Here is a 21,172-nt window from a genome sequence, read left to right as displayed (position 1 = left end):
CGCACAACCCCGGCGCCGCCGCCGCGACCCCCGCGCCCCGGCGTACGAAGGGGGCACACGCCCGCGGACGGCCGCTCCCGCCCACGCCGTAGGCTGGCGGACATGCCCACGCTTCTCCTGGTACGCCACGGCCGATCCACCGCGAACACCGCCGGTCTGCTGGCCGGCTGGACCCCCGAGGTGCCGCTCGACGAGCACGGCCGCGGGCAGGCGGCGGCGCTCCCCGGACGGCTTGCCGGGGTGCCGCTCACGGCCCTCGTCAGCAGCCCGCTGCAACGCTGCCAGGAGACGCTGGCGCCGCTGTCCGCCGCCCGCCCGGAGCTTCCCGTGCACACGGACGACCGCGTCGGCGAGTGCGACTACGGCGACTGGACGGGCCGCAAGCTTGCCGAGCTGGCCGAGGAACCGCTGATGGCGACCGTGCAGCAGCACCCCTCCGCCGCGGTCTTCCCCGGCGGCGAGTCGATGCGCGCCATGCAGCACCGCGCGGTGGAGGCCGTACGCGAGTGGAACGCCCGGATCGAGGCGGAGCACGGCGCGAACGCCGTCTACGCCGTGTTCTCGCACGGGGACATCATCAAGTCGCTGGTCGCCGACGCGCTGGGCATGCACCTCGACCTCTTCCAGCGCGTCGCGGTCGGCCCCTGCTCGGTCACCGCCATCCGCTACACGCCGCTGCGCCCCTTCCTGATGAGGCTCGGTGACACCGGCGAGCTGGACTCCCTGGCGCCGCCGGAGCCCAGCGAGGGGGAGCACCGGGACGCCGCCGCCGAACCGGCCGCCGGCAGCAGCGCGGCGGTGGGGGGCGGCGCGTAGGCACGGTGATCAGCACGCGCAGTAGGCTGCCAGTGAAGCCGCCGCCGACTCAATGGAGCAGGACGTGTCCCGTCAGGTGTTCCTCTACGATCCGCCGGACCGATTCGTGGCCGGCACGGTCGGACTGCCGGGCCGCCGTACCTTCTTCCTGCAAGCCTCCGCCACCGGCCGGACGACCAGCGTGGCACTGGAGAAGGCTCAGGTGGAAGCCCTCGCCGAGCGGATCGACGAACTGCTGGACGAGGTGGTGCGCCGCTCCGGCGGCAACGCCCCTGTCCCGGCCGTGACCCCCGCCGAGGTCGAGGACATGGCCCCGCTGGAGTCCCCGGTGGAGGAGGAGTTCCGGGTCGGCACCATGGCGCTGGCCTGGGACGGCGAGGCCGCGCGCATGGTCGTCGAGGCGCAGGCCCTGGTCGAGCTGGAGGCGGAGTCCGAGGAGGACCTCGCCGACGCCGAGGAGCGACTCCTCCAGGACGACGAGAACGGCCCGCCGATGCTGCGGGTGCGGATAAGCGGCACGATGGCCCGCTCCTTTGCGAAGCGCGCCCTCGAAGTGGTCAACGCCGGACGCCCGCCGTGCCCCCTGTGCAGCCTCCCGCTCGACCCGGACGGCCACGTCTGTCCGCGCCAGAACGGATACCGGCGCGGGGAATGAACCATGGTGCGGAGGGCGGGGACGGTGTGCCGGACGCGGCGCAGGTGCGGGAGCTGCTGGAGCGCGGCACTCTCTCGGTGCTCGGCCGGATCACGGAGGCGTCCAACGCCGTCCTGTTCGGCGAGGTGGAGCACCGGGGCCGCACCCTGCGGTGCGTCTACAAGCCGGTCGCCGGGGAGCGCCCGCTGTGGGACTTCCCCGAAGGCACGCTGGCCCAGCGCGAGGTCGCGGCCTACGCGGTCTCCGAGGCCACCGGCTGGGGGCTGGTCCCGGAGACGGTGCTGCGCGAGGGGCCGTACGGCGAGGGCATGTGCCAGCGGTGGATCGGCCCGGTGCCCGGCGAGGAGGCGGACGGGGACGACGCGGACGGCGCCGCCGAGGGTGACGGTGGCGGCCACGGGGAGCTGCTCGCCCTGGTCGACGAGGCCGAGCCCGGCCCGGGCTGGAAGGCGATCGGCCGCGCGGACGTCGGCGCCGGGCGCACCGCCCTCCTCGTGCACGCCGACGATCAGCGGCTACGCCGGCTCGCCGTCCTCGACGCGGTGATCAACAACGGCGACCGCAAGGGCGGCCACCTGCTGACCACCCCCGACGGCAGACTCCACGCCATCGACCACGGCGTCACCTTCCACTCCGACGACCGCCTGCGCACGCTGCTGTGGGGCTGGGCGGGCGAGCCGCTCACCGCCGAGGCGCTGGGCGTCCTGCGGCAGCTGGCGTCGGGCCTGGCGCCGGGCGCGGCGCTCGCCACCCGACTGGGCGAGCTGATCACCGCGGCCGAGCTGGAGGCCCTGCGCAAGCGCGCCGAGGCGCTGCTCTCCTCGGGGCGGCACCCGCTGCCCAGCGGCGACTGGCCCGCCATCCCCTGGCCGCCGGTGTAACTCCCTCACCCCTCCGCCGGTGCCGCTCCGGCGGGGGAGGGGGAGCCGGGGGATCGCCGTTCCGGCCAATTCCGCGGTCCCGCTCGTACCCGGAACAGCCGTGCGGTTACGCTCAAGGCATGTATGCCTGGCCCGCTTCCGAGGTCCCCGCTCTGCCTGGTCAAGGCCGCGACCTCAGGATTCACGACACCGCGACCGGAGGGCCGGTGACCGTCAGCCCCGGTCCCACGGCCCGTCTCTATGTCTGTGGCATCACGCCCTACGACGCCACCCATCTGGGGCACGCGGCCACCTACAACGCTTTCGACCTCGTGCAGCGGGTCTGGCTGGACACCCAGCGGCAGGTTCTCTACATACAGAACGTCACCGACATCGACGACCCGCTGCTGGAGCGGGCCGTCGAGACCGGTGAGGACTGGACCGCGCTCGCCGAGCGCGAGACCGAGCTCTTCCGCGAGGACATGACCGCCCTGCGGATGCTTCCCCCGCAGCACTACATCGGCGCGGTCGAGTCCATCCCCGGCATCGTCCCGCTCGTCGAACGGCTGCGCGACATGGGAGCGGCCTACGAACTCGCCGGCGACACCTACTTCTCCGTCGAGTCGGACCCGCACTTCGGCACGGTCTCCCAGCTGGACGCGGAAACGATGCGCCTGCTCTCCGCCGAACGCGGCGGCGACCCGGAGCGCGTCGGCAAGAAGAACCCGCTCGACCCGATGCTGTGGACCGCGGCGCGGCCCGGCGAGCCGAGCTGGGACGGAGGTTCGCTCGGGCGCGGCCGGCCCGGGTGGCACATCGAGTGCGTCGCCATCGCCCTCGAACAGCTGGGCATGGGCTTCGACGTGCAGGGCGGCGGCTCCGACCTCGTCTTCCCGCACCACGAGATGGGGGCCTCGCACGCCCAGGCGCTCACCGGCGAGTACCCGTTCGCCCGGACGTACGTGCACGCGGGCATGGTGGCGCTGAACGGCGAGAAGATGTCCAAGTCCAAGGGCAACCTGGTCTTCGTCTCCGCGCTGCGTCGCGCGGGCACCGACCCCGCCGCCATCCGGCTGGCCCTCCTCGCACACCACTACCGCGCGGACTGGGAGTACACCGAGGCGGTGCTGGAAGAGGCCGAGGAGCGGCTCGCCCGCTGGCGTGCCGCCGTCTCCCGCCCCGACGGGCCCTCGGCCGACGCACTGGTGGAGGAGATCCGCGAGGCGCTCGCCGACGACCTGGACGCACCGGCGGCGCTGGCCGCCGTGGACCGCTGGGCCGCCGCCCAGCAGGCCGGTGGCGGCACGGACGAGGGCGCGCCCGGCCTGGCCTCGCGCGCGGTCGACGCGCTGCTGGGGGTGGCGCTGTGAGCCGTGCCGGACTCCTCGGGTAGGCCGCGGCCGGACCGCGGCTGAGGACATGGCCAGCGCCCGGGGCCCGGCGGACCAGCCGGGCCCCAGGCCGGTCGGCCGCCGGTCAGCCCTCGCTGCCGCTGGCGCCGCCTTCGCCGGTGTCCTCGCCGTCGTCGCCCTGGCCGCCCCGGTCACCGCCGCCCTCGTCGGGGCCCGCGCCGCCGTCGGCCCCAGGGTCCGACGGCGGCGCGGGCCGCTTCCTCCGGGGCGGCTTCGCCCGTCTGCCCGGCTCCGCCGCGTCACCACCCGCTTCCGCGTCCGCGGAGTCGTCCGCGCCCGCGCCGTCCGGCTGCCGCGCGCCGCCCCCGGTGCCGCCCGCCGCGTCGCTTTCCGCGGCATGCGGCCTGGCGGGCCGGGCACGGCCGCTGCCCGGCTCGCGCAGATACGGCGAACCGCCCTCCGGGCTCCCCGCCGCGTGCCCGGGGCCCGGGCCGCCGTCCCGGCGCCGCAGATAGCGCTCGAACTCCTTGGCGATGGCCTCGCCCGAGGCCTCCGGCAGCTCCGCGGTGTCCCGCGCCTCCTCCAGCGACTGGACGTACTCCGCGACCTCGCTGTCCTCCGCCGCGAGCTGGTCGACCCCCAGCTGCCACGCACGCGCGTCCTCCGGCAGCTCACCCAGCGGGATGCGCAGCTCCAGCAGGTCCTCGAGCCGGTTGAGCAGCGCCAGAGTCGCCTTGGGATTGGGCGGCTGCGAGACGTAGTGCGGCACCGAGGCCCACAGGCTCACCGCCGGCACGCCCGCGTGCGTGCACGCCTCCTGGAGAATGCCGACGATGCCGGTCGGCCCCTCGTACCGGGACTCCTCCAGGCTCATCGTGCGCGCCAGGTCGGAATCGGAGGTCATGCCCGTGACCGGTACCGGACGGGTGTGCGGGGTGTCACCGAGCAGCGCGCCCATGATCACCACCATCTCGACGCCCAGCTCGTGGGCGAAGCCCAGCACCTCGTTGCAGAACGAGCGCCAGCGCATGCTCGGCTCGATGCCGCGCACCAGCACGAGGTCCCGTGGTCTGCCCTTGCCGTCGGAGTCGCCGACCCGGACCACCGAGAGGCGCGTCGTCGGCCAGGTCACCTTCCGGGAACCGCCGTCCAGCCACATGTGCGGACGGTTCACCTGGAAGTCGTAGTAGTCCTCGGCGTCGAGCGCCGCGAACACCTCGCCCTTCCATTCCCGTTCGAGATGGCCGACCGCTGTGGAGGCGGCGTCGCCGGCGTCGTTCCAGCCTTCGAACGCGGCCACCATGACCGGATCGACCAGCTCGGGAACCCCCTCCAGCTCGATCACCCAGCGCCTCCTTCCGGCCGCTGCGGAGCGCTGCGCCCCGCACCGGCTGCCGTTCCAGATCCGTGCGGCCACCAGCCTACGGCGTGACGCTGCCCCTGCCGCAGCTTCCGCAAGCGCTCCGGCACGCACCAGTCCCGGCGGTACGCCCGCCCGCGGCCCGGGCCTCCCCCGCCGGCGCGGACACTCGTACGGCAGGTCACCCCCTGGAGGGAGCGGCCTGCCGTACGGGGCCGGGGCCGGGCCCGGTGCGCGGAGCCGGCTCAGGCCTCGTGGCCCGCGTCCCCCGCGAGCATCGCCGCGACCCGGCCGCGGACCTCCTCGGTGTCCAGGCCGCGGATGGTCAGCGTGGTCCGGCGCCGCAGCACGTCCTCCGGGGTCTGCGCCCACTCCTGGTCGCGGGCGTAGGCCACCTGTGCCCAGATCTCCGGCCCGTCCGGGTGGATGCGCTCGCCGAGCGCCGGGTCCTGCTTGACCAGGCGGGCGATGTCGAAGGCCAGCGAGCCGTAGTGGGTGGCCAGCTGACGAGCCGTCAGCGGGTCCATCCCGGCGTCCGCCTCGCGGTCCGCCAGCAACCGGTGGGTCACCGCGTCCGGGTGGGACAGGCCCGGCAGCGGGGCGTGCCGGATCAGCGACTTCACCGGTACGGGCCCCCCGCCGGCCCCCGCCGGGGCCGCCCCGGAGGCGCTCGCCAGCTTGGCCACCACCGTGCGGCCGATGTGCCGGTAGGTCGTCCACTTGCCGCCCGCCACCGACAGCATGCCGCCCCGGCCCTCGGAGACGACCGTCTCCCGCTTGGCCGACTTCACGTCGCCCGGTCCGCCGGGCAGCACCCGCAGCCCGGCGAAGGCGTAACTCACCAGCTCGCGGGAGAGGTGCTCGTCGCGGATGGAGACGGACGCCTCGTCCAGGATCTGCCGGATGTCCGCCTCGGTGGCCGCGACGTCGCCGGGATCGCCCTCGTACGCCTCGTCGGTGGTGCCCAGCAGCAGCTGGTCCTCCCACGGCAGCGCGAGCGTGATGCGGTACTTGTCGACGGGGGTGGCCATCGCCGCCCGCCAGGGCGCTCTCCGCTTCAGCACCAGGTGCGCGCCCTTGGACAGGCGGATGCTGGGGGCCGCGCCCGGGTCCTCCATCCGGCGCAGGTGGTCGACCCAGGGGCCCGTCGCGTTCAGCACCAGACGGGCGTCCACACCGAACTCGGTGCCGTCCAGCCGGTCGCGCAGCTCCGCGCCGGTCACCCGGCCGCGACGCGTGCGCAGCCCGGTGACCTCGGCATGGTTGAGCACGGCCGCGCCCGACTCCACGGCCGCGCGCACCGTCATGACGGCCATCCGGGAGTCGTTCATCTGGTGGTCGCCGTAGGCCGCGACGGCGCGCAGGTTCTCCGTACGCAGCGCCGGGTTGTCCGCCAGCGCCTTCGAGGTCGCCACGATCCGCCCGACGCCGTCGCCGAAGGCGGACAGCGCCGAGTAGGCGAAGACACCCGCGCCCAGCTTGGCCGCGCCGTGCGGGCCGCCCCGGTAGACGGGCAGGTAGAACATCAGCGGGTTGACCAGGTGCGGTGCGACGTTCCTGGCCAGCACCCGCCGCTCGTGGTGGTTCTCCGCGACCAGCCGGACCGAGCCGGTCTGCAGGTAGCGCAGGCCGCCGTGCACCAGCTTGGAGGAGGCGGAGGAGGTGGCGCCGGCGAAGTCGCCGGCGTCCACCATCGCCACCCGCAGCCCCGACTGCGCCGCATGCCAGGCGACCGAGGTCCCCAGGATGCCGCCGCCGATGACCAGCAGATCGTAGGTCGCCTGCGCGAGCCGCTCTCTGGTCTCGGCGCGGCCCGGACGGGCGCCGGCAGCCGGGTGCGTCCCGGGGGAGGGGACGCTCTGCAGGGTGTTCATGCTGATCAGTTCTCCTCTTCGATCCAGCCCATGGTCCGCTCGACGGCCTTGAGCCAGTTCTTGTACTCGCGGTCACGCTGGACCGCTTCCATCCGGGGGGTCCACTCGGCGGCGCGCTTCCAGTTGACGCGCAGCGCCTCGGTGTCGGGCCAGAAGCCGACGGCCAGGCCGGCGGCGTAGGCGGCGCCGAGACAGGTCGTCTCGGCGACCAGGGGGCGCACCACCGGGGCGTCCAGGAAGTCCGAGATGGCCTGCATCAGCAGGTTGTTGGAGGTCATGCCGCCGTCGACCTTGAGCGAGGTCAGCTCGACGCCGGAGTCCTTCTGCATGGCGTCGACGATTTCGCGGGTCTGCCAGGCGGTCGCCTCCAGTACGGCGCGGGCGATGTGCGCCTTGGTCACGTAGCGCGTCAGCCCGGTGATCACGCCGCGCGCGTCGGAGCGCCAGTAGGGCGCGAAGAGACCGGAGAAGGCGGGCACGAAGTAGGCGCCGCCGTTGTCCTCCACCGAGCTGGCGAGGGTCTCGATCTCGGCGGCGCTGTTGATCAGCCCCATCTGGTCGCGCATCCACTGCACCAGCGCGCCGGTGACCGCGATGGAGCCCTCCAGCGCGTACACCGGCTTCTGGTTCCCGATGCGGTAACCGACCGTCGTCAGCAGCCCGTTGTACGAGTTGACGGCCTGCTCACCGGTGTTGAGGAGGAGGAAGGTGCCGGTGCCGTAGGTCGACTTGGCCTCGCCCGGCGAGAAGCACGTCTGCCCGAAGAGCGCGGCCTGCTGGTCGCCCAGCGCGGAGGCGACCGGCACGCCGGCGAGCGCGCCGGTGGCCTCGCCGTAGACCTCGGCGGAGGAGCGGATCTCGGGCAGCACCGACATCGGCACGCCCATCGACTCGCAGATCTTGGGGTCCCACTGCAGCGAGTGGAGGTTCATCAGCATCGTGCGCGAGGCGTTGGTGACGTCCGTGACGTGCACGCCGCCGTTCGTGCCGCCAGTGAGGTTCCAGATGACCCAGGAGTCCATGGTGCCGAAGAGCAGATCGCCGCGCTCGGCGCGGTCCCGCAGCCCGGGGACGTTGTCGAGCAGCCAGCGGATCTTGGGCCCGGCGAAGTAGGCGGCCAGCGGCAGGCCCGTTTCGCGGCGGAAGCGGTCCTGGCCGACGTTGCGGCCCAGCTCCTTGCAGAGCGCGTCGGTGCGGGTGTCCTGCCAGACCAGGGCGTTGTGCACGGGCTCACCCGTCGCCTTGTCCCACAGCAGGGTGGTCTCGCGCTGGTTGGTGATCCCGAGCGCCTTGACGTCCTCGCGGGTGATGCCCGCCTTGGCCAGGGCACCGGCGACGACCTCCTGGACGTTCGTCCAGATCTCGGCGGCGTCGTGCTCGACCCAGCCCGGCTTGGGGAGGATCTGCTCGTGCTCCTTCTGGTCGACCGACACGATCCGGCCGTCCTTGTCGAAGACGATGCACCGGCTGGAGGTGGTGCCCTGGTCGATGGCCGCGATGAACGGTCCGGTGGAGTGGGTGTCGGTCATGCGATGCTCCGTTGCATACAGGGGGTGGTGGGGCGGTCCTCGGGGCTCTGCGGGTCTGCGAGGGACTACGGGCCTACGGGCCGGCGGCGCGCCGGTTCGGCTCAGGCGAACGCGAGGTTGTAGAGGCCGCCGGCTATCACGCCGCCGAGCAGCGGCCCCGCGACCGGTATCCAGGCGTACGACCAGTCGGAGCTGCCCTTGTTCGGCAGCGGGAGCGCCGCGTGCACGATGCGGGGGCCGAGGTCGCGGGCCGGGTTGATGGCGTACCCCGTCGGGCCGCCCAGCGAGAGGCCGATGCCGACGACGACCAGGGCGGTGATCAGCACGCCGAGCGGACCGAGGCCCTTGCCGGAGTCGTTGAGGCCCTGGGTGAGGATGGCGAGCACCAGGACGATCGTGGCGATGGTCTCGGTGGCGACGTTCTGCACGCTGTTCCGGATCTCCGGAGCGGTGGAGAAGACGCCGAGGACCGGACCGGGCTGCTGCGCCGGGACGCCCTTCGCGAAGTCCTGGGTGCCCGGCTCGCCGACGACCTCGGGGTCGGTGAGATGCGCGTGGAACTGCCCGTAGTAGACCACCCACACCAGCAGCGCGCCGAGGATGGCGCCGGTCATCTGGGACAGGAGGTAGAGCGGCACGTCGCCCCACTCGGTGCCGCCCTCCACCGCGAGACCGACGGTGACCGCGGGGTTGAGGTGGGCGCCCGAGACGCCGGCCGCGATGTAGGCGCCGGTGAGCACGGCCATGCCCCAGCCGAAGGCGATGGCGACCCAGCCTGCCTGGTACGCCTTCGAACGCTTGAAAGTGACGGCGGCGCAGACGCCACCGCCGAGGAGGATCAGCACCGCGGTGCCGATGACCTCGCCGATGAAGATGTCGGAGCTGGACACCCGCGACTCCTTTGTCCTTCGTCCAGAGGGAAGGCGGACCGGTTCTCGTCCGGTGTTCGACAATGTCGACCGCTGGACGGCAGTTTTTCCCTTGTGGGGGATCTCGTCAAGGGGGTGAGCGGCAGGTTCTGCCTGGTGCTCCGATATGGGCGGATTGTCCTCTACACCCTAGAAGCGACCGGCTCCGAGATCGCGCGACACGGCGCGCGCGCAGTCCCGTACGGCCGCGACCAGGCGCGGGCGGATGCTCTCGGGGCCCTCCGCGCCGCCGGGCTCCTCGCACACCCGCTCCACCGCGCCGGTGATGCCGACCGCGCCCACTGGCATCCGCCGCCGGTCGTGGATGGGCGCGGCGATGGACGCCAGACCCTCCCAGGTCTCCTCCACGTCCGTCGACCAGCCGCGCGCCCGGGTCAGGTCCAGCACGTCCTCCAGTTCGGCGAGCCCGGTACGGGTGGCCTCGGTGAACGCCTCCCGCTCGGCCTCCGCCGCCTCGCCGTGCGCCACCGGGTCGTACGCCGCGAGCACCTTGCCCAGCGCCGTGCTGTGCAGCGGCTGCATCGCCCCGACCTCCAGCACCTGCCGGCTGTCGTCCGGCCGGAAGACGTGATGCACGATCAGCACGCCCTGCTGGTGCAGGACTCCCAGATAGACGCTCTCTCCGCTGGAGCGCGCCAGGTCGTCCGTCCACACCAGGGCCCTGGCGCGCAGCTCGTGCACGTCGAGGTAGCTGTTGCCCAGGCGGAGCAGCTCCGCGCCCAGGGTGTACTTCCCCGTCGCCTCGTCCTGCTCGACGAACCCCTCCTGCTGGAGGGTGCGGATCAGGCCGTGCGTCGTACCCTTGGCGAGACCCAGCGTCGAGGCGATCTCGGAGAGGCCCAACCGCCGCTCACCACCGGCCAGCAGCCGCAGCGCCGCCGCCGCCCGCTCGAGCGACTGGATGGTCCGGGCCATCGGGAAACCTCCGTCACCTGCCCCGTGCACGCGCGCTCCGTGTACCAGGCGTCTCCATGGATGTGCGATTCGGCAATGCCGAACACTATCGCCTCATGTCGACCGGGTGAAAGACGGGACCTGGAGCCCTTACGCCCGAGTGCCGCCCGTCGCCGCCGAGCCGGTCTTGCCCCGCCCGATACCCTGGCGAGGTGCGCGGTCCCACCGGGCCGTGCAAAGCCGACAGCCGTCGCACTCCAGGGAGCATTTCCATGGCCTCGTCCCAGTCCCAGTCCGCCGCCCAGAACACCCGGGCCGACGAACTCCGCGAGGCGCTGGCCTCGCGCGTGGTCGTCGCCGACGGGGCGATGGGCACGATGCTCCAGGAGCAGGACCCCTCGCTGGAGGACTTCCAGCAGCTGGAGGGCTGCAACGAGATCCTCAACGTCACCCGGCCGGACATCGTGGCCTCCGTGCACCGCGCCTACTTCGAGGTCGGCGTCGACTGCGTGGAGACCAACACCTTCGGGGCGAACTACGCCGCCCTCAAGGAGTACGACATCCCCGAGCGCAACTTCGAACTCTCCGAGGCCGGCGTCCGCATCGCCCGCGAGGTCGCCGACGAGTTCGCCGCCGACGGCCGGACCCGCTGGGTGCTCGGCTCGATGGGCCCCGGCACCAAGCTGCCCACGCTCGGCCACGCCCCGTACGTCACCCTGCGGGACGCCTACCAGGAGAACGCCGAGGGCATGATCGCCGGCGGCGCCGACGCGCTGCTGGTGGAGACCACCCAGGACCTGCTCCAGACCAAGGCCGCCGTTCTCGGCGCCCGCCGCGCCCTGGAGGCGACCGGGGCGCGCCTGCCGCTGCTGTGCTCGGTGACCGTGGAGACCACCGGCACCATGCTGCTCGGATCGGAGATCGGCGCCGCCCTGACCGCCCTGGAGCCGCTGGGCATCGACATGATCGGGCTGAACTGCGCGACCGGCCCCGCCGAGATGAGCGAACACCTGCGCTACCTGGCCCAGCACGCGCGGGTGCCCCTGTCCTGCATGCCGAACGCCGGGCTGCCCGTGCTGGGCAAGGACGGCGCGCACTACCCGCTCACCGCACCCGAACTGGCGGACGCCCAGGACACCTTCGTCGGCGAGTACGGCCTCTCGCTGGTGGGCGGCTGCTGCGGCACCACCCCCGAGCACCTGCGGCAGCTGGTGGAGCGGGTGCGCGGCCGGCGCCCGGTGGAGCGCTCGCCCCGGCCGGAGCCGGGCGCCGCCTCGCTCTACCAGAGCGTGCCCTTCCGGCAGGACGCCTCCTACCTGGCCATCGGCGAGCGCACCAACGCCAACGGCTCCAAGAAGTTCCGCACCGCCATGCTGGAGGGCCGCTGGGACGACTGCGTGGAGATGGCACGGGACCAGATCCGCGAGGGCGCCCACCTGCTGGACCTGTGCGTGGACTACGTCGGCCGGGACGGTGTGGCGGACATGAAGGAGCTGGCGGGGCGGTTCGCGACCGCCTCCACGCTGCCGCTCGTCCTGGACTCCACCGAGGTCGCCGTCCTGGAGGCCGGGCTGGAGAAGCTGGGCGGGCGCGCGGTCATCAACTCCGTCAACTACGAGGACGGGGACGGCCCCGAGTCGCGGTTCGCCAAGGTCACCGCGCTCGCGGCCGAGCACGGCGCGGCGCTCATCGCGCTGACGATCGACGAGGAGGGCCAGGCCCGTACCGCCGAGCACAAGGTGGCCATCGCCGAGCGGCTGATCGAGGACCTCACCGGCAACTGGGGCGTCCTCGAGTCCGACATCCTCATCGACTGCCTCACCTTCACCATCTGCACCGGCCAGGAGGAGTCCCGCAAGGACGGGGTCGCCACCATCGAGGCCATCCGGGAGCTGAAGCGGCGTCATCCCGAGGTGCAGACCACGCTGGGCCTGTCCAACATCTCCTTCGGCCTGAACCCGGCCGCCCGCGTCACCCTCAACTCCGTCTTCCTGGACGAGTGCGTCAAGGCAGGCCTGGACTCCGCCATCGTGCACGCCTCCAAGATCCTGCCCATCGCGCGGCTGGAGGAGGAGCAGGTCAACACCGCGCTCGACCTGATCTACGACCGCCGCAGCGAGGGCTACGACCCGCTCTCGAAGCTGCTGGAGCTGTTCGAGGGCGTGGACACCAAGTCCATGAAGGCATCCCGCGCCGAGGAACTCCTGGCCCTGCCGCTGGACGAGCGCCTCCAGCGGCGCATCATCGACGGCGAGCGCAACGGCCTGGAGGCCGACCTCGACGAGGCGCTCCAGACACAGTCGGCGCTGGTCATTGTCAACGAGACGCTGCTGGCGGGCATGAAGGTCGTCGGCGAACTGTTCGGCTCCGGGCAGATGCAGCTGCCCTTCGTGCTCCAGTCCGCCGAGGTCATGAAGAACGCGGTGGCCTACCTGGAGCCGCACATGGAGAAGACCGACGACGAGGGCAAGGGCACCATCGTGCTGGCCACCGTCCGCGGCGACGTGCACGACATCGGCAAGAACCTCGTCGACATCATCCTCTCCAACAACGGCTACACCGTCGTCAACCTCGGCATCAAGCAGCCGGTCGCGGCCATCCTGGAGGCGGCCGAGGAGCACCGCGCCGACGTGATCGGCATGTCCGGGCTGCTGGTCAAGTCCACGGTGATCATGAAGGAGAACCTCGAGGAGCTCAACCAGCGCAGCATGGCCGCCGACTACCCCGTCATCCTCGGCGGCGCGGCACTCACCCGCGCGTACGTGGAGCAGGACCTGCACGAGGTCTACGAGGGCGAGGTCCGCTACGCGCGCGACGCGTTCGAGGGGCTGCGGCTGATGGACGCGCTGATCGCCGTCAAGCGCGGCGTCCCCGGCGCCGTGCTGCCCGAGCTGAAGCAGCGCCGGGTGCCCAAGCGGGAGCTGACCATCGAGGAGCCGCCGCCGAACGACGGCTCGGTGCGCTCCGACGTCGCCGTCGACAACCCCGTGCCCACCCCGCCCTTCTGGGGCACCCGGGTCAGCAAGGGCCTCCAGCTCGCCGACTACGCGTCCTGGCTGGACGAGGGCGCGCTCTTCAAGGGCCAGTGGGGCCTGAAGGAGGCGCGTGGCGGTCAGGGGCCCGACTACGAGGAGCTGGTGGAGACGGAGGGCCGCCCCAGGCTGCGCGGGTGGCTGGACAAGCTCCAGACCGAGAACCTCCTGGAGGCGGCCGTCGTCTACGGCTACTTCCCCTGCCACTCCAAGGGCGACGACCTCATCCTGCTCAACGACGACGGCTCCGAGCGGACCCGGTTCACCTTCCCCCGGCAGCGCCGGGGCCGCCGCCTCTGCCTGGCCGACTTCTTCCGGCCCGAGGACACCGGTGAGACGGACGTGGTGGGGCTCCAGGTGGTCACCGTCGGGAACCGCATCGGCGAGGCGACCGCCGAGCTGTTCGCGGCCAACTCCTACCGCGACTACCTGGAGCTGCACGGGCTGTCCGTCCAGCTGGCCGAGGCGCTGGCCGAGTACTGGCACGCGCGCGTCCGGGCGGAGCTGGGCTTCGCCGGGCAGGACCCGGCACGCATCGTCGACATGTTCGACCTGAAGTACCGGGGCGCCCGCTTCTCGCTGGGCTACGGCGCCTGCCCCAACCTGGAGGACCGCGCGAAGATCGCCGAGTTGCTGGAGCCGGAGCGGATCGGCGTGGAGCTGTCGGAGGAGTTCCAGTTGCACCCGGAGCAGTCCACCGACGCCATCGTGCTGCACCACCCCGACGCCAAGTACTTCAACGCGAGGTGACCTGAGCCCGGCCCGGAGGGGTCCGGCGCCGCGGCGGTCCGGCGCGGCGGGCCGGATATCGGCAGGAGCGCGCGGAGAGATCGTCGTACACTGGTCGATCCGGTGAGACCGGTCGCCCGAGGTCCTCGTGACCTCGGGGGGCCGGTCTTCGTGTCCCTCAGGAGGTGCATGCGGATGACCAGCTCCATCCCGGCCACTGTCACCCGTACGGCGGGTGGTTCCGGCCTCCAGGCCGTGCTGCTCGACATGGACGGCACCCTGGTGGACACCGAGGGGTTCTGGTGGGACGCGGAGGTCGAGGTCTTCGCCGGCCTGGGGCACGTGCTGGACGAGGCGTGGCGGCAGGTCGTCGTCGGCGGGCCGATGACCCGCAGCGCGGGTTTCCTGATCTCGGCCACCGCCGCCGACATCACCCTCGCCGAGCTGACGGTCCTGCTGAACGCCAAGTTCGTCGAGCGTCTGGAGCTGGGCGTCCCGCTGATGCCCGGCGCCCGCCGTCTGCTCACCGAGCTGGCCGCGCACTCGGTCCCCACCGGGCTGGTCTCCGCCTCGCACCGCTCCGTGATCGACCGGATGCTGCACTCGCTGGGGCCGGAGCACTTCCACTTCACCCTCGCCGGGGACGAGCTGGAGCGGACGAAGCCGCACCCGGACCCGTACCTGACGGCCGCCGCGCGGCTCGGAGCGGACCCGGCGCGCTGCGCCGTGCTGGAGGACACCGTGACCGGTGTGGTCTCCGCCGAGGCGGCCGGCTGCCGCGTCGTGGCGGTCCCCTCCGTCGCACCGATCGAGGCCGCGGACGGCCGTACGGTGGTCGGCTCGCTGGAGGAGGTCGATCTCGCGTTTCTGCGATCTCTGATCATGGTCGAGCAGTGAGTCCCGCGGTGGGGCCTCTTCGGGGGAATACCGGAAAAGGCGTGGTGGCGGCGCACGCCGGGTCTCCCGCATTCCCGGCCGAATTCCTCTGCGTGGCCTGCGAGTTGGCGGCGTGATATTTGTCACGTGCGGTACTGTCGACAGTTTTCCCGTGCTGTGCTGGCAAGGGTGCGCCGCGCGGTAAAGTAGCGACCCTTGTGTCCGTATTGGTTCTCGGTCGCCTGGTACGTTCCGGCGTCCGTATAGCGGATCGGCGACAGGTGATATCGGTGCGCGATTGTGCGCTTACGGGACCCTGTTCGGGAATCCCGCAGCAGAACTACTAATGTCTTCTCCTCGGCCATAAGACCCCTGCAACAACCCCTGGCCGGACGAGGGAGACCGTCGACGATGAAGCGAAAGACCCTGGTGCTGCCTGCCCTGGCAGTTCTGCTCGCCCCGCTGCTCGCCGCATGCGGCGGGTCCGACGGGGGTGACTCGGGCGGCGACACCATCGTGGTGGGCACGACGGACCAGTTCGTCGTCACGGAGGACACCCCGGCGCCCTTCGATCCGGCAGCCGGTTACGAGACCGCCGCCTGGAACATCATGCGCAACACCTTCCAGACGCTGGTGCGCGCGCCCCGCTCGGGCACCGAACCGGTGATGGAGGCGGCGAAGAAGTGCGAGTTCACCGACCAGCAAGGTGAGCAGTACCGCTGCACATTGCGGGACGGCCTCACTTTCACCAACGGCAACGAGCTGACCTCCGCGGACGTCGAGTTCTCCGTGCAGCGCATGCTCGCCATCGGGAACGACATCGGCCCCGGCTCGCTGTTGGCGAACATCGACACGGTCGAGGCCCCCAGCGACAGCGAGATCGTCTTCCACCTCAAGAAGCCGGACGCGACGTTCCCCTTCAAGCTGGCCACCCCCGCCGCGGCCATCCTGGACAGCGAGAGCTATCCCGCGAAGGCCTTCAAGAAGGGTTACAAGGTCGTCGGCTCCGGGCCGTACACCCTCGACTCCTTCAAGGCCGCCAGCGGTGAGGCCGAGTTCGTCAGGAACCCGGACTACGAAGGCACACTCGACGTCAAGAACGAGAAGATCGAACTGCGGATGTACAAGAGCGCCGAAGCCATGGAGAAGGCGCTCACCGCCGGCAAGATCGATGTCATGAACCGCTCCATCTCCCCCGAGCAGGTGCAGCGGCTGGAGGCGGACCAGGGCGACAAGATCGACATCATCGAGTCGCCCGGCCAGGAGATCCGCTACCTCGTCTTCAACACCGACTCGCCCGTCGGCGGCAACAAGGCCATCCGCCAGGCCATGGCCCAGGTGGTCGACCGCAAGGCCCTCACCCGCGACGTCTACCGGCGCACCACCGAGGCGCTCTACTCCCTCGTCCCCAGCGGTCTCCCCGGGCACCGCAACTCCTTCTTCAACGAGTACGACGAGCCGGACACCGAGGCCGCGCGGGACATCCTGAAGTCCGCGGGCATCGAGAAGCCCGTCGAGCTCACCCTGAACTACACGACGGACCACTACGGCGCCGTCACCGAGGACGAGTTCAAGGCGCTCCAGAAGCAGCTGAACTCCACCGGCCTCTTCGACGTGGACATCAAGGGCGTCCCCTGGAAGGACTACCTGCCCACGGCCCTCAAGGGGAACTACCCGGTGTACGGCTTCGGCTGGTTCCCCGACTTCCTGGACCCGGACAACTTCATCGCGCCCTTCTTCGTGAAGGACAACGTGGTGAAGACGCCGTACGTCAACAAGGAGATCCGGGACAAGCTCATCCCCGAGACGCGGCGCGAGACCAACCGGGCCGCCGCCGCGGCCGACTTCGAGCGCGCGCAGGACATCATCGCCGAGGAGGTGCCCATCCTCCCGATCTGGCAGGGCAAGCAGTACATCGCCGTACGCGACGACATCACCGGCGCCGAATGGGCGCTCAACTCCGCCTCCGTGCTTCAGCTCTGGGAGCTGGGGCGAGGCGTCTCCGACTGAACGGCGCGCCCCCGCGGGCGCGAGCAGAGCCAAAGCAGGGGCAGGCGGCCCCGCCAGGTGCGCGGCCGCCTGCCCCTCCCGTGTGCCGCGGCGCTCCGGGCGGGGCGCCGGGACGGGTTACTGGGCGCCCGGCCGCACCAGCCCGCTCTCGTACGCGTACACCGCTGCCTGCACGCGGTCGCGCAGACTCAGCTTGGTCAGCACATGGCCCACGTGCGTCTTGACCGTCGTCTCGCTGACGAACAGGTCGGCGGCGATCTCCGCGTTCGACAGGCCGCGGGCCACCAGCTTCAGCACCTCCACCTCGCGCTCCGTGAGCGTATGCAGGGTGTTCGGCACCGAGTCCTCACCGGAGGGCAGCTTCCCCGCGTACTTGTCCAGCAGCCGGCGGGTGATCGACGGCGCGAGCATCGCCTCGCCCGCGGCGACCACCCGAATGGCCTGCACCAGCTCGCCGGCCGGAGCGTCCTTGAGCAGGAACCCGCTGGCCCCCGCGCGCAGCGCCTCCACCACGTACTCGTCGAGATCGAAGGTGGTCAGCACCAGCACCTTGGCCGGCCCGTCCTTGGCGGGACCGGTGATCTGCCGGGTCGCCTCCACGCCGTCCATCCGCGGCATCCGGATGTCCATCAGCACGACATCCGGCTGGAGCGCCCGCACCTGGTCGAGTGCCTGCAGGCCGTCTCCGGCCTCACCGACCACGGCCACGTCGTTCTCGGCCTCCAGAATCATCCGGAAGCCGGTGCGCAGCAGCGGCTGATCGTCGACCAGCAGTACGCGGATTGCCACGGAGTCTCCGTTCGTAGGCGGGATCGCCCCCATTCTGGCCTACGGGACGGCTCTCAGGCTCCGGCCGCCGACTCGTCCGCCTCCGCGGCGCGCTGCACGGGCAGCCGCGGCTGGATCGTGAGCGGATAGGGCGGGGGAGTGCCGCCGAACTCGGGGCAGCGCTCCTGGTGGTCGCACCAGTCGCACAGGCGGCTGGGCCGGGGGCGCCAGTCCCCGGACTCCGTCGCCCGCTCGATCGCCTCCCACAGGGCCAGCAGCTTCCGCTCCACGCCCCGCAGATCCGCCTCCTGCGGGTCGTACGTCAGGACGTCGCCGCTGCCGAGGTAGACCAGCTGGAGGCGCCGCGGCACCGAGCCGCGCAGCCGCCACAGGACCAGGGCGTAGAACTTCATCTGGAAGAGCGCGCCCGCCGCGTACTCCGGCTTGGGCGCCTTGCCCGTCTTGTAGTCGACGATCCGCACCTCGCCCGTCGGCGCGACGTCGATCCTGTCGATGATGCCCCGCAGCCGCAGCCCCGACTCCAGCTTCGCCTCCACGAACAGCTCGCGGTCCGCGGGCTCCAGCCGGGACGGGTCCTCCAGCGTGAACCAGCGCTCCACCAGCGCTTCGGCCTCCGCCAGCCAGCCCGCCAGCTCACGGCCCTCCCCGCCGCCCTCCCCGGCGAACAGCTCCGCCAGCTCCGGCCGCTTGGCCAGCAGCCGCTCCCATTCCACCGGCACCAGCGCGCGGGCGCGCGGCACGCTCCGCTCCGCGGCCGGAGCGTCGAAGAGCCGCTCCAGCACGGCGTGCACCACGGTGCCCCGGGTGGCCGCGGCCGACGGCTTCTCCGGCAGTCTGTCGATCACCCGGAAGCGGTAGAGCAGCGGACACTGCATGAAATCGCCCGCTCGCGAAGGAGACAGCGAACTCGGCGCCGCGGCCGGCCGGGACGCGCCCGCGGACTGCCCCGCCGCGGAAGGAAAGCTACTCATGGGCCCAGACCCTACGGCCCGCCACTGACACCGGGCGCATACCATCGACCACAGGCGCCCTCGTACGGCATGCCCGCACGGCACCGTCCCGGCGATCGTGTGATCGGCGTGTCGGGACCGGCCGCGCATGAGCGGAGGCGAGGACACGACGGAGAGGACCCCTTGGCAGACACGGACAACGGCGGCGGGCAGCACCAGGGCGGCGGCCCGCCCGGCGGCGGCGACGGGGACGGCAAACCCACCCGGCCCCCGCGCGGCAGCGGCGGCGGCATTCTGATGGGCCGCCCCTTCGGCGTGCCCGTCTACGTGGCGCCCAGCTGGTTCCTGGTCGCGGCACTGATCACCTGGGTCTTCGGCGGCCAGCTCGACCGCGTGCTGCCGGAGCTGGGGGCCGTGCGCTACCTCATCGCGCTCTTCTTCGCCGTCGCCTTCTACGCGTCCGTCCTCGTCCACGAGCTGGCCCACACGGTCGCCGCGCTGCGCTTCAAGCTCCCGGTGCGCCGCATCCAGCTGCAGTTCTTCGGAGGGGTCTCCGAGATCGAGAAGGAGTCCGAGACGCCCGGCCGCGAGTTCGTCCTCGCCTTCGTCGGCCCGCTCCTGTCCCTCGTCCTGGCCGCGCTCTTCTACGGCGGGATGCAGCTGGTCGAGCCCCGCACCGTGCCCGGTGTGCTGCTGGCCGGACTGATGGTCTCCAACCTCATCGTCGCGGTCTTCAACCTCCTGCCGGGCCTGCCGCTGGACGGCGGCCGGATGCTGCGCGCGGTCGTCTGGAAGCTCAGCGGCAAGGCCATGACCGGCACGGTCGCCGCCGCCTGGACGGGCCGCGCGCTGGCCCTCGCGGTCCTGGTCGGGTTCCCGCTCGCCACCCACGCGGGCGGCTTCACCGACGACGGTGTCGGCGGCATGGACACCCTCACCGACGCCCTGCTCGCCGCGATCCTCGCCGCGATCATCTGGACCGGCGCGGGCAACAGCCTGCGCATGGCCCGCCTGCGCGAGCGCCTGCCCAACCTGCGCGCCCGTACGCTCACCCGGCGCGCCGTCCCCGTGGAGTCCGGCACGCCGCTGTCCGAGGCGCTGCGCAGGGCGAACGAGGCCGGAGCCCGCGCGCTGGTCGTGGTCGACGGGCAGGGCGACCCGCTCTCCCTGGTGCGCGAGGCGGCCATCGTCGGGGTCCCCGAGCACCGCCGCCCCTGGGTCGCGGTGAGCACCCTGGCGCAGGACCTCAAGGAGGGCATGCGCGTGCCGGCCGAACTGGCGGGGGAGGAGCTGCTCGACCACCTGCGCGCCGCGCCCGCCACCGAGTACCTGGTGGTCGAGGAGACCGGGGAGATCTACGGCGTGCTCTCGACGGGCGACGTGGAGAAGGCGTTCGTCGCGGCGATGGCCAAACCCTGACCCCGGCGGACCGGGCCGGCGCCGCGGTGGACGGTGCGGGGCGGCCTCGCGGGCCCGGTGCCGTGCCGGGCACCGCCGCCCCGTGGTCACCGCGGCCCCCGCTGACCGCTAGGCTGGTGACCATGTCCGAACCGACCGGTGCCGCCCGCCGTCGCGGGCCCTTCAAGGTCGGGGACCAGGTCCAGCTCACCGATCCCAAGGGACGCCACTACACGTTCACGCTCGAGGCCGGGAAGAGCTTCCACACCCACAAGGGTGCTTTCCCGCACGACGAGCTGATCGGTGCGCCCGAGGGCAGTGTCGTCCGTACCACGGGAAACGTCGCCTATCTGGCGCTGCGCCCCCTGCTCCCCGACTACGTCCTGTCCATGCCGCGCGGCGCCGCCGTCGTCTACCCGAAGGACGCGGGGCAGGTGCTGGCCATGGCCGACATCTTCCCCGGCGCCCGGGTCGTCGAGGCCGGGGTGGGCTCCGGCTCGCTCAGCAGCTTCCTGCTCCGCGCCATCGGCGACCACGGCATGCTGCACTCCTACGAGCGCCGCGCCGACTTCGCCGAGATCGCGCAGCAGAACGTACAGCGCTACTTCGGCGGCCCGCATCCCGCCTGGACGCTCACCGTCGGTGACCTCCAGGACAACCTCGCCGAGGCGGACGTCGACCGCGTCGTCCTGGACATGCTCGCGCCCTGGGAGTGCCTGGAGGCCGTCTCCAAGGCCCTGGTCCCCGGGGGCATCGTCTGCGCCTACGTCGCCACCACGACGCAGCTGGCGCGCACCGTGGAGTCCATCCGCGAGCACGGCACGTTCAACGAGCCGCAGGCGTGGGAGACCATGGTGCGCAACTGGCACGTCGAGGGCCTGGCCGTGCGCCCCGACCACCGCATGATCGGCCACACCGGTTTCCTGCTCACCGCCCGCCGACTCGCCGACGGGGTCGAGCCGCCGCTGCGCCGCCGCCGCCCCTCCAAGGGCGCGTACGGCGAGGACTACACGGGCCCCGGCGCCACCCGCCCGGACTCCCCGAGCTGACCGGCGCGGGCCGGGCTGCTGTTCCCCGCGGGGAACTCGGCGCCCGGCCCCCGCCGTTGGCGGCCGCCCG

16 protein-coding genes are annotated in these 21,172 nt (G+C 72.1%); 9 read left to right on the top strand and 7 right to left on the bottom strand.

The genetic code is table 11. The annotated features are described in order from the left end of the window. The first annotated feature begins 102 nt into the window (after positions 1 to 102). The 4 genes from H299_RS0128805 (at position 103) to mshC (ending at position 3,701) form a co-directional block, all read left to right on the top strand. A complete protein-coding gene (locus H299_RS0128805) occupies positions 103 to 816 on the top strand; it encodes a histidine phosphatase family protein (RefSeq protein ID WP_027751252.1) in 714 nt (237 codons plus the stop codon). A gap of 64 nt (positions 817 to 880) precedes the next feature. Next, the gene (locus H299_RS0128800) at positions 881 to 1,471 is read left to right on the top strand and encodes a DUF3090 domain-containing protein (RefSeq protein ID WP_027751251.1); all 591 of its coding nucleotides are present in this window, start codon (positions 881 to 883) and stop codon (positions 1,469 to 1,471) included. Then, the gene (locus tag H299_RS0128795; RefSeq protein WP_486587483.1) at positions 1,435 to 2,352 is read left to right on the top strand and encodes an SCO1664 family protein; all 918 of its coding nucleotides are present in this window, start codon (positions 1,435 to 1,437) and stop codon (positions 2,350 to 2,352) included. Before H299_RS0128800 ends, H299_RS0128795 begins: the two co-directional genes overlap by 37 nt. 119 nt (positions 2,353 to 2,471) lie before the next feature. Beyond that, a complete protein-coding gene (mshC, locus tag H299_RS0128790; protein WP_027751249.1) occupies positions 2,472 to 3,701 on the top strand; it encodes a cysteine--1-D-myo-inosityl 2-amino-2-deoxy-alpha-D-glucopyranoside ligase in 1,230 nt (409 codons plus the stop codon). A 106-nt stretch (positions 3,702 to 3,807) separates the two neighbouring features. On the opposite strand, the gene H299_RS36820 is transcribed toward mshC, so the two are convergent. From H299_RS36820 to H299_RS0128765, 5 genes are all read right to left on the bottom strand, one after another. Further along, positions 3,808 to 5,028, bottom strand: a complete 1,221-nt coding sequence (locus H299_RS36820) for a PAC2 family protein (RefSeq protein WP_078513125.1) — start codon at positions 5,026 to 5,028, stop codon at positions 3,808 to 3,810. A 260-nt stretch (positions 5,029 to 5,288) separates the two neighbouring features. After that, complete coding sequence (locus tag H299_RS0128780) at positions 5,289 to 6,917, bottom strand: glycerol-3-phosphate dehydrogenase/oxidase (protein WP_027751248.1); 1,629 nt, start codon at positions 6,915 to 6,917, stop codon at positions 5,289 to 5,291. 5 nt (positions 6,918 to 6,922) lie between these two features. Further along, positions 6,923 to 8,446 (bottom strand): glycerol kinase GlpK, encoded by a 1,524-nt coding sequence (gene glpK / locus H299_RS0128775; protein ID WP_027751247.1) that lies wholly within the window; start codon positions 8,444 to 8,446, stop codon positions 6,923 to 6,925. Positions 8,447 to 8,547: 101 nt separating this feature from the next. After that, complete coding sequence (locus tag H299_RS0128770) at positions 8,548 to 9,336, bottom strand: MIP/aquaporin family protein (protein WP_027751246.1); 789 nt, start codon at positions 9,334 to 9,336, stop codon at positions 8,548 to 8,550. Between the two features lie 168 nt (positions 9,337 to 9,504). Then, positions 9,505 to 10,290, bottom strand: coding sequence for an IclR family transcriptional regulator (locus tag H299_RS0128765; RefSeq protein WP_027751245.1), 786 nt, complete (start codon positions 10,288 to 10,290; stop codon positions 9,505 to 9,507). A gap of 251 nt (positions 10,291 to 10,541) precedes the next feature. On the opposite strand from H299_RS0128765, the gene metH reads away from it, so the two are divergent. From metH to H299_RS0128750, 3 genes are all read left to right on the top strand, one after another. Further along, positions 10,542 to 14,051 carry a methionine synthase gene (gene metH, locus H299_RS0128760; protein WP_027751244.1) on the top strand — a complete coding sequence of 1,170 codons (3,510 nt, stop codon included), beginning with the start codon at positions 10,542 to 10,544 and terminating at the stop codon, positions 14,049 to 14,051. Positions 14,052 to 14,225: 174 nt separating this feature from the next. After that, positions 14,226 to 14,927, top strand: coding sequence for an HAD family hydrolase (locus H299_RS0128755; RefSeq protein WP_027751243.1), 702 nt, complete (start codon positions 14,226 to 14,228; stop codon positions 14,925 to 14,927). 390 nt (positions 14,928 to 15,317) lie between these two features. Next, complete coding sequence (locus H299_RS0128750) at positions 15,318 to 16,916, top strand: ABC transporter substrate-binding protein (protein ID WP_027751242.1); 1,599 nt, start codon at positions 15,318 to 15,320, stop codon at positions 16,914 to 16,916. Between the two features lie 117 nt (positions 16,917 to 17,033). Here the strand turns inward: H299_RS0128750 and H299_RS0128745 are convergent, their stop codons facing one another. Together H299_RS0128745 and H299_RS36815 are read right to left on the bottom strand one after the other, a co-directional pair. Beyond that, on the bottom strand, positions 17,034 to 17,705 hold the full coding sequence (locus tag H299_RS0128745; protein WP_027751241.1) for a response regulator transcription factor: 672 nt from the start codon (positions 17,703 to 17,705) through the stop codon (positions 17,034 to 17,036). A 53-nt stretch (positions 17,706 to 17,758) separates the two neighbouring features. After that, positions 17,759 to 18,676, bottom strand: coding sequence for a RecB family exonuclease (locus tag H299_RS36815; RefSeq protein ID WP_486587469.1), 918 nt, complete (start codon positions 18,674 to 18,676; stop codon positions 17,759 to 17,761). 162 nt (positions 18,677 to 18,838) lie between these two features. On the opposite strand from H299_RS36815, the gene H299_RS0128735 reads away from it, so the two are divergent. Further along, positions 18,839 to 20,074 (top strand): site-2 protease family protein, encoded by a 1,236-nt coding sequence (locus H299_RS0128735; RefSeq protein ID WP_027751240.1) that lies wholly within the window; start codon positions 18,839 to 18,841, stop codon positions 20,072 to 20,074. A gap of 122 nt (positions 20,075 to 20,196) precedes the next feature. After that, positions 20,197 to 21,102: a tRNA (adenine-N1)-methyltransferase gene (locus H299_RS0128730; protein WP_027751239.1), complete on the top strand. Its 906-nt coding sequence runs from the start codon at positions 20,197 to 20,199 to the stop codon at positions 21,100 to 21,102. The last annotated feature ends 70 nt before the right edge of the window (positions 21,103 to 21,172 follow it).

The sequence above is a fragment of the Streptomyces sp. CNH287 genome, assembly GCF_000424825.1.
Note: the sequence above shows the minus strand (reverse complement) of the source record. Positions and strands in the feature narration are given on the sequence as shown.